11 protein-coding genes are annotated in these 14,334 nt (G+C 64.7%); 6 read left to right on the top strand and 5 right to left on the bottom strand.

Annotated elements, in window-relative coordinates:
* Positions 1-80: 80 nt before the first annotated feature.
* The 3 genes from MJ601_RS11635 to MJ601_RS11645 all read left to right on the top strand — a co-directional run bounded on the left by MJ601_RS11635 (position 81) and on the right by MJ601_RS11645 (position 5,653).
* Entirely contained in the window at positions 81-1,433 is a 1,353-nt protein-coding gene (locus tag MJ601_RS11635; protein WP_242126542.1) for an FAD/NAD(P)-binding protein, read from the top strand.
* 103 nt (positions 1,434-1,536) lie between these two features.
* Entirely contained in the window at positions 1,537-3,033 is a 1,497-nt protein-coding gene (locus tag MJ601_RS11640) for an ATPase domain-containing protein (protein WP_242126544.1), read from the top strand.
* Positions 3,023-5,653: an ATP-binding protein gene (locus MJ601_RS11645; RefSeq protein WP_242126546.1), complete on the top strand. Its 2,631-nt coding sequence runs from the start codon at positions 3,023-3,025 to the stop codon at positions 5,651-5,653. The genes MJ601_RS11640 and MJ601_RS11645 overlap by 11 nt, the downstream gene beginning before the upstream one ends.
* A gap of 66 nt (positions 5,654-5,719) precedes the next feature.
* On the opposite strand, the gene MJ601_RS11650 is transcribed toward MJ601_RS11645, so the two are convergent.
* Together MJ601_RS11650 and MJ601_RS11655 are read right to left on the bottom strand one after the other, a co-directional pair.
* Entirely contained in the window at positions 5,720-6,877 is a 1,158-nt protein-coding gene (locus MJ601_RS11650) for an iron-containing alcohol dehydrogenase (protein WP_242126548.1), read from the bottom strand.
* A 133-nt stretch (positions 6,878-7,010) separates the two neighbouring features.
* Positions 7,011-7,409 (bottom strand): hypothetical protein, encoded by a 399-nt coding sequence (locus tag MJ601_RS11655; protein ID WP_242126550.1) that lies wholly within the window; start codon positions 7,407-7,409, stop codon positions 7,011-7,013.
* 274 nt (positions 7,410-7,683) lie between these two features.
* Between MJ601_RS11655 and MJ601_RS11660 the strand changes: the two genes are divergently transcribed.
* The 3 genes from MJ601_RS11660 (at position 7,684) to MJ601_RS11670 (ending at position 12,377) form a co-directional block, all read left to right on the top strand.
* Positions 7,684-10,002, top strand: a complete 2,319-nt coding sequence (locus MJ601_RS11660; RefSeq protein ID WP_242126552.1) for a glycoside hydrolase family 31 protein — start codon at positions 7,684-7,686, stop codon at positions 10,000-10,002.
* 12 nt (positions 10,003-10,014) lie between these two features.
* Positions 10,015-11,481 carry a GH1 family beta-glucosidase gene (locus tag MJ601_RS11665; RefSeq protein WP_242126554.1) on the top strand — a complete coding sequence of 489 codons (1,467 nt, stop codon included), beginning with the start codon at positions 10,015-10,017 and terminating at the stop codon, positions 11,479-11,481.
* An 80-nt stretch (positions 11,482-11,561) separates the two neighbouring features.
* Entirely contained in the window at positions 11,562-12,377 is an 816-nt protein-coding gene (locus tag MJ601_RS11670) for a universal stress protein (RefSeq protein ID WP_242126556.1), read from the top strand.
* 297 nt (positions 12,378-12,674) lie between these two features.
* Here the strand turns inward: MJ601_RS11670 and MJ601_RS11675 are convergent, their stop codons facing one another.
* From MJ601_RS11675 to MJ601_RS11685, 3 genes are all read right to left on the bottom strand, one after another.
* Entirely contained in the window at positions 12,675-12,878 is a 204-nt protein-coding gene (locus MJ601_RS11675; protein WP_242126557.1) for a ribbon-helix-helix domain-containing protein, read from the bottom strand.
* 130 nt (positions 12,879-13,008) lie between these two features.
* Positions 13,009-14,001 carry a YncE family protein gene (locus MJ601_RS11680; protein WP_242126559.1) on the bottom strand — a complete coding sequence of 331 codons (993 nt, stop codon included), beginning with the start codon at positions 13,999-14,001 and terminating at the stop codon, positions 13,009-13,011.
* The gene (locus MJ601_RS11685; RefSeq protein ID WP_242126561.1) at positions 14,002-14,139 is read right to left on the bottom strand and encodes a hypothetical protein; all 138 of its coding nucleotides are present in this window, start codon (positions 14,137-14,139) and stop codon (positions 14,002-14,004) included.
* Positions 14,140-14,334 lie beyond the last annotated feature (195 nt).

Genomic DNA, 14,334 nt, shown 5'->3' on the forward strand with positions numbered 1-14,334 from the left:
GGATCAGGTCTTTATCTATTGCCACTGTAGAGATAGGGACCTGATCCAAGCCGGGGCTGACCATGGGAAATGCTTGATCCATGCTGAAGGTTGACCATGCCGCCATCATCGGCGGAGGATTCAGCGGCACCCTGCTGGCGATCAACCTGCTGCGCCATGGCGCGCTCAGGGTGACGATGGTCGAACGCCATGCCGACCGGCTTGGGCGCGGCCTGGCCTATGGCGCGGCGCAGGCCGGACATATCCTGAATGTTCGGGCCGCCAATATGAGCGCCCTGCCCGACCAGCCTCGCCATTTCGCCGACTGGCTGGCGTCCGCCCGGCTGGGACAGGAGGGAAGCTTCGCGACCCGGCGCGGTTATGGCGCCTATCTGTGCGCGATGCTGGATGAGGTGCGCGCACTGGCCAGGGACCGGTTGACCGTGCTGGCGGACGAGGCTGTAGATCTGCAGACGCTCGACGATGGCGTGCGGATCGCGCTGCGCTCCGGGACGATCGTGACCAGCGATGTCGCCGCCCTTGCGCCGGGGAACCTGCCGCCCCATGACCTGCCCGCCTTCGCCGGTCTTGGCGGTCCTGCTTATATCAACGATCCCTGGGCGGCCGACATCGCGCAAGATTTGAAGGCCGATGACCGGATTCTGTTGCTGGGCACCGGCCTCACCGCCGTGGACTGCGCCCTCAGCCTGGATGGAGCCGGGTTTCGCGGCCCCATCATCGCCCTCTCGCGGCGCGGTCTCGCGCCGCACAGCCATGGTCCGGCAACCGCCTGTCCGCCCGGCGGCGACCGTCCGCAAGGCCCGCTTTCCGCGCTGGTCCGCGCCCTCCGCACCCGCAGCAAGGACGTGGGCTGGCGCAATGCCGTGGACGCGCTGCGCCCCTTCACCCAGGATATGTGGCGGGCCGCCAGCGCGGAGGAGCGGCGCCGCTTCCTGCGCCATCTGCGGCCCTATTGGGATGTGCATCGCCACCGGATCGCGCCGCAGGTAGCCGACCGGCTGGCCGCGATGCAGGCGGAAGAACGGTTGAGGATATATGCGGCCAAGGTGACGAAGGCCGATCCGGACGGCCGGGGGTTGACCGTCCATCTGCGCCGCCGCGGGGAAGGCCGGACGGAGCAACTCTCCGTGGCCAGGGTCATCAACTGCACCGGCCCTCTGGGCGATTTGCGCGGCGCCAGGGATCCGCTGCTGAAGAGACTGACGGAGCGCGGCGACATTCGTCCCGATCCGCTGTCGATCGGCATCGACGTTGATCGCCAGTGCCATGCGATCGCCCGCAACGGGTCGGCCCAGCAACGGCTGTTCGTGGTCGGCCCGATGACGCGCGGCGCGCATTGGGAAATCGTCGCGGTGCCTGATATCCGGCGACAGGTCTGGGCCCTGGCCCGCGAAATAACGGGTGCGCATTGGGTGGAGGCGGAAGGGCTGTAACGCGCCGATCCGGCTTCTATTTTCTTGATCCAAAGCAAAATTCTCCTTGTATCGCTGCGGATCGCAGCCCGCTAAGGTCCAGCGGCAATGAAGAGGGCCTGACATGGACGAGCTCAAGATCATCTCCACCGGCAATGACGGATTGGACAGGATCCTCAAGGGCGGCCTGCCCGCCAATCGGCTCTATCTTGTCGAGGGTGCGCCGGGTTCGGGCAAGACGACGCTGGCGCTCCAGTTCCTGCGCGAAGGCGTCCGGCGCGGGGAAGCTGTTCTGTACATCACCCTGTCGGAAACGCGCGAGGAGTTGCGTGTCGTTGCCCATTCGCACGACTGGACGCTGGAGGGATTCCAGGTCTTTGAACTGGAAGCCGTGGACGCCATCCTTGGCGACGGGCGTGACCAGTCGATCATCCATCCCTGGGAGATGGAATTGGGCGAGACCATCAGGCTGATTCAGAACGAGGTCGAGCGGACGAAGCCGGCACGCATCGTCTTTGACAGCCTGTCCGAAATGCGCCTCCTGGCCCAGGACCCGCTCCGTTACCGGAGGCAGGTACTGGCCCTGAAGCAGTTTTTTTCAGGCCGGGAGACGACGGTGCTCCTGATCGACGACATGACCGGCACCGCCGATGCCCGCGACGCGCATCTGCACAGCCTGTGCCACGGCGTCATTACCCTGGAACGGTTGACGCTCGATTTCGGTGCCGCCCGGCGGCGGATGCAGGTCCAGAAACTGCGCGGCGTGGATTTCACGGCGGGCTATCACGACCTCAACATCCGCAAAGGCGGCGTGGACATCTTCCCCCGGCTGATCGCGGCCGACCATCCAAGCCTGTTCCGTGGCGAGGCGGTGCCCAGCGGCGTTCCTCAGCTCGACGCCCTTTTCGGGGGCGGTCCGCTGCGCGGAACCAACATGCTGGTCACGGGCCCCTCCGGATCGGGCAAGACCACCCTGGCCCTGCAATATCTCCATGCCGCCTGCGAGCGGGGCGAGCCTTGCACCATCTTCGAATTTGACGAACGGGTCGACACCCTTCTGACCCGCGCCCAGGCGTTCAACCTGCCGCTGGACAACCATGTCGAAAAAGGCCTGCTGGAAATCCAGCAGATCGATCCCGCCGAAATCTCTCCCGGAGAATTTGCCGCCCGCGTTCGCCATGAGGTGGAACAACGCGGCGTCCGCATGCTCGTGATCGACAGCCTCAACGGCTATATGGCGGCCATGCCGCAGGAACAGCAACTCCTGCTCCAGATGCATGAGCTGCTCTCCTATCTCAGCCGCCAGGGGGTCCTGACCTTCCTGATCAATCCGCAGATCGGGCTGGTGGGCAACATGACGGCCAATCTCGACGTGTCCTATGTCGCCGATACTGTCGTGCTGCTGCGCTTTTTCGAGGCGGGAGGCCGCATCCGCAAGGCGATTTCCGTCCTCAAGAACCGCAGCGGCGAACATGAGGATGCCATCCGCGAATTCCGCGTGGACCGGGACGGCGTGCGGGTGGGCGATCCCCTTTGGGCGTTCAGGGGGATATTGACGGGAACGCCGGAATATACAGGTGCGGCTTCGCCACTGATGGAAGACCGGAACGATGGCAAGTGAGGCCGAAGGGCAACGCGTTCTGATCTGCGCGCCGTTCGGGCGCGATGCGAACAGCGTGGCCGATCTGCTTGCGAATCACGGTCATGACAGCGCCATCTGCGCGAATGTCGCGGCGGTGGCGGATGCGTTGGGCGAACCCGTCGGCGCCGTCCTGATCACCGAGGAAGCGCTGATCGGCGATCTGTGCCCGCTCAGTGTGGCGCTGGACGCCCAGCCGGGCTGGTCGGACATCCCCTTCATCCTGCTGAAGGCGCAGCGGTCGACGCGGATGCCGGCGGGCGTGCCGGTGCAGGACCGGCTGCTCGACCTGATGCGCAATATCGTGGTGCTGGAACGGCCGCTGGGCGTGGCATCGCTCCTCAGCGCCGTTTCCTCCGCCCTTCGCGCACGCCGCAAGCAATTCCAGATGCGCGATCGCCTCCATGAACTGGCGGCGAGCGAAAGCCGGTTGAGACTGGCCACGACGGCGGCCAATATCGGCACCTGGGACTGGGATCTGACCACAGGCATTCTGAGCTGGGACGATCGCTGCAAGGCCATGTTCGGCCTGCCGCCCGATGCCGAGGTGAGTTACGAAGACAGCTTCCTCGCCGGGCTTCATCCCGATGACCGCGAGATGGCGGCCGACGCCGTCAGCGCCGCGCTCGATCCCTTGGGCAGCGGCCTGTTCGATATCGAATATCGCACGATCGGCCTGGAGGACGGGATCGAGCGCTGGATCGCCGCGCGCGGCGGCGCCGTATTCGAGAATGGCGAAGCCCGGCGATTTATCGGCACCACCATCGACATTTCCGAGCGCAAGCTTGGCCAGGCCGCGCTCGCCGCGTCGGAAGCCGCGCTGCGCGAGGAGAGCATGGCGCTGGAAATCCTGAACCGCACCGGGCAACGCGTTGCGGCCGAGCTTGATCTCGACGCGCTGGTGCAGGCTGTCGTCGACGCAGGCAGGGAGCTGACTTCCGCGGAAATCGGCGCTTTCTTCTACAATCGCATCGACGAGGACGACGAAAGCTATCTGCTCTACAGCCTGTCGGGTGCCCCGATCGAAGCCTTCAAGGACTTCCCGATGCCGCGGAAGACCGCGCTTTTCAGTCCGACCTTCGCTGGCGAGGGACCGGTCCGGTCCGACAATGTGCGGGAAGATCCGCGCTATGGCAGGCACTCCATGCATCATGGCATGCCCAAGGGACATCTGCCCGTCGTCAGCTATCTGGCCGTGCCCGTCATCTCGCGCAGTGGCGAAGTCATTGGCGGCCTGTTCTTCGGCCATGCCGAGCCGGGCATGTTCGATGCGCGTTCGGAGCGGCTGGCGGTCGGGCTGGCGGCGCAGGCGGCAACGGCCATCGAAAATGCGCGGCTGATCCAGACCGCCCAGCGCCTCAACCAGACGCTCGAGCAGAAGGTGAAGGAGCGGACGGAGGCTCTGGAGCAGGAGATGGCAAGCCGGGCGAGCGCCGAAGCGGCGCTGCGGCAGAGCCAGAAGATGGAAGCTGTCGGTCAGTTGACGGGGGGTATCGCCCACGACTTCAACAATATGCTGACGGGTGTCATTGGCGGCATCGACATCATCAAGCGCCGGATCGCGTCGGGCCGGACGGACGATCTGGATCGCTTCATCGAGGCGGCATCGACCTCCGCCCAGCGCGCCGCGGCGCTGACCGCGCGGCTGCTCGCTTTCTCCCGCCGGCAATCGCTCGATGCGAAGGCCACGGATATCAATGCCCTGACCCGTTCACTCGAAGACCTGCTGCTGCGGACGATCAACGAGAATATCCGGCTGGAGATCATGCCCTGTCGTGGCGACCCCCATGCCGTGGTGGACGCGCACCAACTGGAAAGCGCGATCCTGAACCTGGCGATCAACGCACGGGACGCCATGCCCGACGGCGGCAAGTTGACCGTGAGGGTCGGCACCGCGGACGTCGACGAGGCGCAGGCGGGCGGCAAGACCGACATGGTGCCGGGCCTTTACGTGATGATATCCGTCGCCGACACGGGCGTCGGCATGTCGGCGGATGTGCTGGAAAAGGTGTTCGAACCTTTCTTCACCACCAAGCCGATCGGTCAGGGCACGGGCCTGGGCCTGTCGATGGTCTACGGCTTCGCCCGCCAGTCCGGCGGACAGGTGCGCATTCACAGCAGCCCCGGACAAGGCACCTGCGTCGAGATATTGCTGCCCATGAGTGACGGGGTTCCGGACGGACGGACCGAGGCTCCATCCGTGCTGATAGAAGGCCATGGGCAATCGGTGCTGGTCGTCGAGGACGATCCCTCGGTCCGGCTGCTGGTCGGTGAGGTTCTGCAGGAACTGGGCTATGCGGCGGTCGAGGCCAGCGAAGCGGCGGAAGCCATACCGATCCTTAAAAGCCCCCGCCCGATCGACCTGATGGTGTCCGATGTCGGCCTGCCGGGGATGAACGGGCGCCAGCTCGCGGAAGTGGCGCGGGAACACCGGCCGCAGCTCCCCATCCTGTTCGTGACCGGCTATGCCGAAAATGCCGCCATTCGCGCCGAATTTCTGGGCACCAACATGAGCATGATCACCAAGCCCTTCGCGCTGGACGCGCTGGCCGACAAGATCCACGAGATGATTGGTGGGGGGAAGGAAAATCCTTCCTTGTAGGACAGGGATCGGGCGGTCCGGCGGCGACGCTGCCGGTTCCCGGGGACCCATGATGAAGCCCGGGTTTCAGGCCCAGGCCTGCCGGTAAAGGGCCTCGATCGTGGCGGCGTCGGGAATGCGCGGATTGTTGCCAGGCGAGCCGGATGCCAGCGCCTGTTCGGCCATCAGCGGCAGCAGCGCCTGCCAGCGCGCCTCATCGATGCCATAGCTCTTCGGGGTGGGCACGGACAGGTCGCGATTGATGTCGCGCAGTCCCTCGATCAGCCTCCCCACGGCGGACTGATCGCCCTCGCCCGGCTCCGCCACCCCCATGGCGCGGGCGCAATCGGCATAGCGGGGGAGCGCGGCGGGCGCCGACCAGGCGGTCACGACCGGGAGCAGCATCGCATTGGACAGACCGTGGGCGACGTGAAAATGGGCGCCGATCGGGCGGCTCATGCCATGGACAAGCGCGACGGACGCGTTGGAAAAGGCGATCCCTGCCTGAAGCGATCCGGCCATCATCGCCTCACGCGCGATGCGATCTCCCGGATCGTCGCACGCCCTTCGCAAATGCGGCCAGATGGCACGCATCGCGGCAATCGCCATACCGTCCGAAAAGGGGTTGGCACGTTGCGACACATAGGCTTCGATGGCGTGGGTCAGTGCATCGATCCCGGTGTCGGCGGTGAGCCGGGCAGGCTTGCTCAGGGTCAGCTCATAATCGACGATCGCCAGCACCGGCAGATAGGCGAGACCGGCGCACAGCATCTTCTCGTCATTAGCCTCATCGGTGATGATCGTGAATCGCGTCGCTTCCGATCCCGTACCGGCCGTCGTTGGGATCGCGACGATCGGAAGGCCCGGCCTGTTCTCCTCATGCGGCGCCTTGAGCGCGCGCATCGGTCCGCCATGCGTCGCGAGCACGGCCGCCGCCTTGGCCGTATCGATCGAACTGCCGCCGCCGAAACCAATGACGCAGTCATGATCGCCCGCCGTCACGAAGGCGACCGCCGCATCCACCGAAGCGACGGTCGGGTCGGAAATCACATCGGAATAAGCGCGAGCAGCGATGCCCGCGCCGGACAATATCGATCGCAGCCGTTCGAGCGCGCCGTTACCCGCGAGAAATCCGTCCGTCAGGATGGCGGGAGCCGACAGACCCAGTTGCATCAGCGCTGCGGGAAGCTCCTCGATGGCCCCGGCGCCGATACGCATAGCCCGCGGCAGGAATATCGCCGACATCGATTCGCTCCTCTCATTGCGGGCCCTGGTTTCCGTCCAGCCGCTTCATCATGATCATCTGCCCATCCTGCTGCACCGGCCCAAAGCCTTGCGCAAGCCCCGTCGCAGGGCGAAATCATGGCGGCGGCGGCGCTCAGTTGTTCTTCTTGCTTTGGCCCGGAGTGGCGCCGGATTGTCCGGGCGGGGCGCTACCATTGGCAGGTGTAGCGCCGGATTGACCTGGGGTGGTGCCATTCTGGCCGGGTGCATTGCCCGAATTGCCGGGAGAAGTGGGTGAGGAACCACTCCCGCCCGCGGCCGATGAACCGCTGCTCGGGCCCGAAGAGGAGGAGGAACCTGGCGTGGCGCTGCCCGAATAGCTTGCGAAAAGCGCGGCGCTGTCGTCCATGGCATTGCTGATCGATTGGCCCAGCGCCCAGGCACCGATCACAACCGATCCGATCAGCAGGCCAAGCAGAAGCGCATATTCAGCCGCCGCAACGCCCGAACGGTCCGCTGCCAGTCTGGCGATCAATCCTGTCCCTCGCCCCATGGACTTTCCCCCTGTCCGCCTGCGACGGAGAGAAATGTGCGCTTTCCCATGGAAGATGTAAAATCAATTAACCCTAGCCGTAGCATCCCATCATGCCATCCAGTCAGACCGGCGTGCCGGTCGGTTTCAGGCCGTAATCGGCAGTCATCTACGACTATTCGCTCACTGGTGCACGGCCGCGCAAACGGCAAGATCGCGCGCATGACACTGCTGGGTGGCGGGCCCACCGTCCGCACCGGCAACATAGGCCTCGTCTGTGCAAGGAAGAACAGGGATGATCGCAAAGAGCTTCATAGGGATCGCGCTGGGGGCATCCTACCTCGCAAGCCCGGCGCTGGCGGCGCCGATGGCGCTGCTCGACCGTCATGGCAGCCGGGTCGCGATCGAACCCTATGCCCCCAATATCGTGCGCGTCACCATCGCGCTCGACGCTGCGCTGGCAGACGCGCCGCCGGGGGACGGCCCTGATGCGAAGGCGGACGCGACGGGCTGGACCCACCGCACGGATGCGGGCGGGGACATATTCGCCTCCCCTGCCCTGTCGCTGACCGTCGATGCCAAGCCATGGCCGAAGGCACCCACCCAGATGGAGCGCTATTTCGCGTCCTCGCTGCCGCCGGTCAGCCTCTCCGTTCGCGACGGCGACGGCAATATGCTGATGAAGATGACCGGCTGGGAAATGGCGCCGGTGACGGTGAATGGCGAAAAGACCTTCAAGGTCGGCGCCAGTTTCGCGTCTCCGGCGGACGAACATTATTATGGGCTGGGTCAGAATCAGGAGGGCCATCTGGATCTGCGCGGCAGGCAGATCGACTGCCAGCATCATTATGACGCGCCTGCGGGCGAGACGGTCTGCGTGCCCTTCATGGTGACGAACAAGGGCTATGGCATCGTCTGGGACAATCCAGCCCGCACGCTTGTCTGGCCCGGCTTGCACGGCATGACCCGCTGGCAAAGCCAGGTGGGGGAGCGCGTCTCCTTCTTCCTCATCGCCGGCAAGACCACGGACGAGCTTTATGCGGGCTATGCGAAACTCACCGGGCAAACGCCGCTGCCGCCCAAGGCGGGTTTCGGCCTGATCCAGAGCAAGGCCCGCTATGAGAGCGAGAAGGAACTGCTCGACATTGCGCAGGGCTATCGCCAGCGGGGTCTGCCGCTCGATGTGATGGTGCTCGACTGGTTCTACTGGACCCGGATGGGTCAGCTCGACATCGACCGCACCTATTTCCCCGATCCCAAGGGGATGAACGACAGGCTGAAATCGATGGGGATGCGATCGATCATCAGCGTCTGGCCGCGCTTCGAGCGGGAATCGCGCTATTTCGACATGCTGGCGGCTAAGGGCTGGTTCCTGCACGACAAGGAAGGAAACCCGATCGACGGTCTGCCGATGCGGTTCGACCGCGCCGGCGCGCTGATCGACAGCACCAACCCGGAGGCGCGCGAGTGGTTCTGGGGCAAGATCCGCGACAATATCGCCTCTCAGGGCTTCGACTGGTTCTGGCTGGACGAAACCGAGCCGGACCTGATCCCCGACGGTTATTTCTATGCCAGGGGATCGGGCGACCGTTATCACAACCTCTTCCCGTTGCTGCATACAGGCGGCGTGGCCGAAGGGTCGGAGCGCGACCGGCCCGGTTTCCGCAACATGATCCTTGCCCGTGCGGCCTATCTGGGATCGCAGCGCTATGGCGGCCTGTTCTGGTCGTCGGACGTGCACTCGACCTGGGAAGCGCTGCGGCGGCAGGTGCCGACCGGTCTCAATTTCACCGCTTCGGGCCTGGCCTATTGGGGCAGCGACGTTGGTGGCTGGCAATGGCCGAAAGGTCCGAAGGCAGAGCGTCCGGTCCTGGTCGATCCGGCGGGCGCGACGGCGATGGGGGCGGACTATACCGATTATCCCGAACTGTTCGTGCGCTGGTTCCAATATAGCGTGTTCACCCCGACGCTGCGCATCCACGGTCAGCGGCCGGGGACGGCACTGTGGGAATATGGGAAGGCGGCGGAGCCGATCCTGGCCGACTGGCTGCGGCTGCGCTATGCGCTGATCCCCTATATCTATGCATTGGGACGGCAGACATATGATAGCGGCGCGCCCTTCATGCGGGCGCTTTTCATGGATTTCCCGAACGATCCAAAGGTCGCGGACATCGGCGACCAATATATGTTCGGCCCCGCCTTCCTCGTCGCGCCGGTGACGGAGCAGGGCCAGACGAAACGCAACGTCTATCTGCCCGCCGGGACGGCCTGGTATGATTATTGGACCAATCAGCGCCATGAAGGCGGCCAGACGATCGAGATCGATGCGCCGATCGCCCGCATGCCACTGTTCGTGAAGGCCGGATCGATCGTCCCCGTCGGCATGCAGGTGAAAAGCACTGCCGAGAAACAGCCGCTGGAAAGCATCCGCGTCTATCCTGGTGCCGATGCGCACTTCACCCTCTATGACGATGATGGCACCACCAATGCCTATCGCAAGGGCGGGACCAAGGCGGAGCTGATCTGGAACGACAAGGCCAGGACGCTGACGAGCAGGACCAGGCTGCCCACCGGACAGGCGATTACCGGGCTGGTGCAGATCGTCGGCCAATAGGGAGAAGAGGAAATGACGGGTATCAACCGCCGCGAACTGGGTCTGGGCCTGGGTACCGCCGCACTGGGCGCCGCCGCGCTGGGGGCCACGACGCCTCCAGTCCCTGTCCTTGCGGAAACGGGACAGGGCGCCACGCCGGACGCCCTCTCCTTCCCGCCCGGCTTCCTCTGGGGCTGCGCCACCGCCGCCTACCAGATCGAGGGCGGGGTCAAGGAGGATGGCCGCGGCCTTACCAACTGGGACGTTTTCTCCCACATGCCGGGCAAGGTCGCCAATGGCGATACCGGCGATGTCGCCTGCGACAGCTATCATCGCTACCCGGAGGACATCGCGCTCCTCAAGGCGCTGGGCGTCAAGGCCTATCGTTTCTCGATCGCCTGGTCGCGCATCTTTCCCGACGGCAAGGGCAAGCCCAACCCCAAGGGCGTCGATTATTACAACCGGCTGGTCGACGGCCTGCTTGCTGCCGGGATCGCGCCACACGCCACCCTGTTCCACTGGGACTTGCCGAACGCGCTGCCGGGCGGCTGGCAGAACCGGGACACCGCCTATGCCTTTGCCGACTATGCCGGATATATGGCGGGCCGCCTCAGCGATCGGGTCCGGCATTTCATGACGGTCAACGAGCTGCGCTGTTTCACCGACCTGAGCTACATGACCGGCGGCAAGGCGCCGGGCCTCAGACTGCCGATGGGTCAGGTGAACCAGATTCGCCACCATGGCGTGCTGGCCCATGGGCTGGGCGTCCAGGCGGTGCGCGCCCATGCGAGGGCTGGGACTTTGGTGGGCCTGGCCGACAATCCCAGCCTCTATGTCCCCGCGATCGAGACCGCCGAACATGTCGAGGCGGTCCGGAAGGCGGTGCGCGAGGAAAATGCCATGTTCCTCACCGCGATCATGGAGGGCCGATATCTGGATTCCTATCTGACCGCGCAAGGCAAGGACGCACCGACGGTCAGGCCAGGCGACATGAAGGCGATCGGCAGCCCGATCGATTTCCTGTCGGTCAATGTCTACACCGGCAACATGGTGCGGGCCGATGCCGCCGCGCCTTCGGGCTACAGCATATTGCCGCATCCGGGACAGGCGCCGCGCATGCCCTCTCCCTGGCTCTATGTCACGCCCGAAGTAATCTATTGGGGCATTCGCGCCATCAGCGAGAACTGGCAGCCCAAGGCGCTCTACATCTCCGAAAATGGCTGTTCGGCCGATGACAGGCAAGCGGTGGACGGCAAGGTTTATGACACGGATCGGGTCATGTTCCTGCGCAACTATATCGGCCATCTGCAGCGCGCCACCCGCGAAGGTCTGCCGGTGAAGGGCTATTTCGTCTGGAGCCTGATGGACAATTTCGAGTGGGAGGACGGCTATACCAAGCTGTTCGGCATCCACCATGTCGACTTCAGGACCGGCCGCCGCACGCCCAAACTGAGCGCCGACTGGTATCGCGAGCTGGTGCGCACCAACCGGCTGGTATGAAGCGATTTTCGGTCGGATTTTGCCGCGAAGAGGGGTATAAGGGGGACTGACCCGGGGGGATGCTGGCCGGGAGGTGGACGATGAAATCGGTCCTGCTGCACATCCATGAAGACCATGGCGCGGAAAGCCGGTTGCAGGCGGCCTGCGATCTTGCGCGGTCGTCGGGCGCGCATATCCATTGCGTGCAGGTCACCGCCGCGCCCGATTTCGTGGTCGCCGATGTCTATGGCGGCGCGTCCATGGCCCCGGCGATGATGGCGGAGCTTTACGATATCGACGAAAAGGCGCGCAGGCGGGTGGAGGAGCGGCTGCGCCGCGAGGATGTGAGCTGGGACTGGCGCCATGTCGAGGGCGACGTCATCCATGGGCTGCTGTCCGCCTCCACCCTGACGGACGGGATGATCGTCACCCTGCCGTCGGGGCAGCGCAGGCAATTGGGCGATCCGCTGCATCTGGCCGCCGATCTGGCGCTGGGCGGGCGGGTTCCGGTGCTGGCCATTCCGCAGGAGGCCCGCGCCTTTGCCGTGACCGGGCGGGCGGTGGTCGCATGGGAAGGATCGCAGGAGGCTTCGGCGGCGCTGCGCCTTGCCACGCCGTTGCTCAGGCTGACGGAAGAGGTGCATGTGGTGACGGTGGAGGAAGCCGGGAAATATCCCTTCCCCGCCACCGACGCGCCGGAATATCTCGCCCGCCACGGCATCAAGTCGCAGCTCCACATCTGGCCGCAGGACGGCCGCACCGTCGAGGCGGCGTTGCAGGCGGCGATCGGGGTGTTGAAGCCCGACTGGATGGTGATGGGCGCCTTTGGCCACAGCCGGTTGCGCGAACTGGTGTTCGGCGGCGTGACGCGGACGATGCTGCGCGCCGTGCACGTGCCGCTGTTGCTGGCGCACTGAGCACGGCATCCGCGTGACATAGATGACACGATGGAGGGGTGTGGAAAGGCGGATTCCGGGGCGATTTCCCATGGGGATTGATGGTGAAGGCGGTGCAGAAATACGGATGAAGATGGCGACTATGCGCGGCTTGCGATCCTTCTCGCGGCGACAGTTGCGCGCTTCACCCGCGTTCAAGCGGGAGCGGACGTGAGCGTGAATCGCCGGTCAAGCCACGCTTCAAGCAGCAGTGCCGGAATGCCCTGGCGAGATGATTCCGCTCAACAGTTCATTGGTATCGAGAATGACGCGCACGGATCAGTGTCTATCCGACGTCCAGAAGGTGGAACGGGCTTCGGCCAGTTCATCCTCGATCAGGCGTTCCAGCATGTCCGGGTCGGCTTGGGCGTTTCGCGCTTGCACATCGCGCACCATTTCCCGCAGAATCTCGCGATTCACAGCCTCTTCGACGAAGCGCGACAGATCCCCCTTCTTGATCGCTTGCAGAAGTCCGGAATCCAAACCCGTCAGATCCCCTCAGCCACCTCCGGGGCGAGGCTGAAAATGGCGAGAAGCATGAGCGCGAGCCATCCCAAGGCGACGACCAGGCCAACCTGCGGCCGTCGCTCGAAAAATCGCAGTGCCGTGCGGATCAGGATGGCTTCACCACAAGGATGTGAAACGAACCGGGGACGGCTACCGGCCGGCCGCCGGGTTGCGTCGGCGGACCGAACTTGGCGGTCGGCAGGTAGATGATACCCGTTTTGGGATCGAGTGCGCCGGTACGCGCGCCGGGCTGGGTCGTGACACGGCCCACATGCTCGACTTTGGTCGGCGAGGCGAGGGAGAAGATGTCGAGCAGGCCATCCTTGCCGGCGGGAATGAAGGCGAGGTTGCGCATCGCATCGAGGATGACCGCATCCGGTCCGACACCAATATCCACCAGCGCAGTCAGTTTGCGAGCCCTTGCATCCACAATCGCGGCCTTGCCGTTGGCACAGGCGCTGATCAGCCGGTGATGCGAGGCGTCAAGCGCGAGCCCGCTCGGCGCTTCGCAGCCTGGCAGCGCGATCGGCTTGCCGGCAACGGCCTTGGCGAGGTCAACCGTGTCGATCTCGCCAGCATCCTCGTTGTTGATAAAAAGGGTGGTTCCGTCGATCGCCCCATATTCCAGCGCTTCCTTGACCTGGATGGTGCGCATGACCTTCATGGCCGTCGTATCGATAACCGAGACGGTTCCGCTATCGGCATTCATCACATAGGCGTGTCCATTGTGATCCAGGATCGCTGCATCGGGCTTCTTGCCCACCGCAAGCTTCGCCAATTCACGACCGTCTGCAGCATTGAGGAACCGGACCGTACCATCGGTACCGCTCGTAACCAGCAGGCGCCCGCCGGAGAGCGGAACGGCGGCATGGCCACGCTGGATCGAGCCGATCGAGGAGACGGTGCCCGAAGCCAGATCGACCACCGTAACCGCTTCACCGCGCGCGACGTACAGGTGGGCTCCGGCCGGATCGACCTGGGCATAGTCCCAGGGGCCGTCGGGGCCGGCGATCGAGCCGGTGACGCTGTAGGATTGCGCTGTAGCTGGGGCGGCAGCGGCACAAAGTAGCGCGGCGAGTAAGGCTACGGGCGAACGCATTCAATTCTCCTTTCGTTTGTCGTGATCTCTGTCTCGAATATCCCCTGCTTGCCAATCGTCGTCGCCCACATTGAGAAAATAAAGTGAAGGCGAGGAGCCGTCGGCACTCATCCGTTGCGCGCGGCCCTGGGCCAGCATCAGGCAGCCTGGTGCACCGGGCAAGAGCCCTTGCCGGGCCAAATGAGGCCATTCGGGCTTGGATGGATGGGTGTCGGCGGTGAATGGCGTTCCAGGGCGGTCCACGACCTAGTTCTGCCGCAGGGCATGGCCACAGCAGAATTTTTTCCACTATGTCCCAAATGGCGCGCCAGTGATCAGGCTGCGCCGGATCGT

It is taken from the genome of Sphingobium trunci, assembly GCF_022664535.1.
Taxonomy (GTDB): Bacteria; Pseudomonadota; Alphaproteobacteria; order Sphingomonadales; family Sphingomonadaceae; genus Sphingobium.

Excerpts from the sequence above, each read along its gene's own strand:
- MJ601_RS11680 (WP_242126559.1), bottom strand. The coding sequence starts at position 14,001 with ATGCGTTCGCCCGTAGCCTTACTCGCCGCGCTACTTTGTGCCGCTGCC.
- MJ601_RS11650 (WP_242126548.1), bottom strand. The coding sequence starts at position 6,877 with ATGTCGGCGATATTCCTGCCGCGGGCTATGCGTATCGGCGCCGGGGCC.
- MJ601_RS11665 (WP_242126554.1), top strand. The coding sequence starts at position 10,015 with ATGACGGGTATCAACCGCCGCGAACTGGGTCTGGGCCTGGGTACCGCC.
- MJ601_RS11635 (WP_242126542.1), top strand. The coding sequence starts at position 81 with ATGCTGAAGGTTGACCATGCCGCCATCATCGGCGGAGGATTCAGCGGC.
- MJ601_RS11660 (WP_242126552.1), top strand. The coding sequence starts at position 7,684 with ATGATCGCAAAGAGCTTCATAGGGATCGCGCTGGGGGCATCCTACCTC.
- MJ601_RS11670 (WP_242126556.1), top strand. The coding sequence starts at position 11,562 with ATGAAATCGGTCCTGCTGCACATCCATGAAGACCATGGCGCGGAAAGC.
- MJ601_RS11645 (WP_242126546.1), top strand. The coding sequence starts at position 3,023 with ATGGCAAGTGAGGCCGAAGGGCAACGCGTTCTGATCTGCGCGCCGTTC.
- MJ601_RS11655 (WP_242126550.1), bottom strand. The coding sequence starts at position 7,409 with ATGGGGCGAGGGACAGGATTGATCGCCAGACTGGCAGCGGACCGTTCG.
- MJ601_RS11640 (WP_242126544.1), top strand. The coding sequence starts at position 1,537 with ATGGACGAGCTCAAGATCATCTCCACCGGCAATGACGGATTGGACAGG.
- MJ601_RS11685 (WP_242126561.1), bottom strand. The coding sequence starts at position 14,139 with ATGCTGGCCCAGGGCCGCGCGCAACGGATGAGTGCCGACGGCTCCTCG.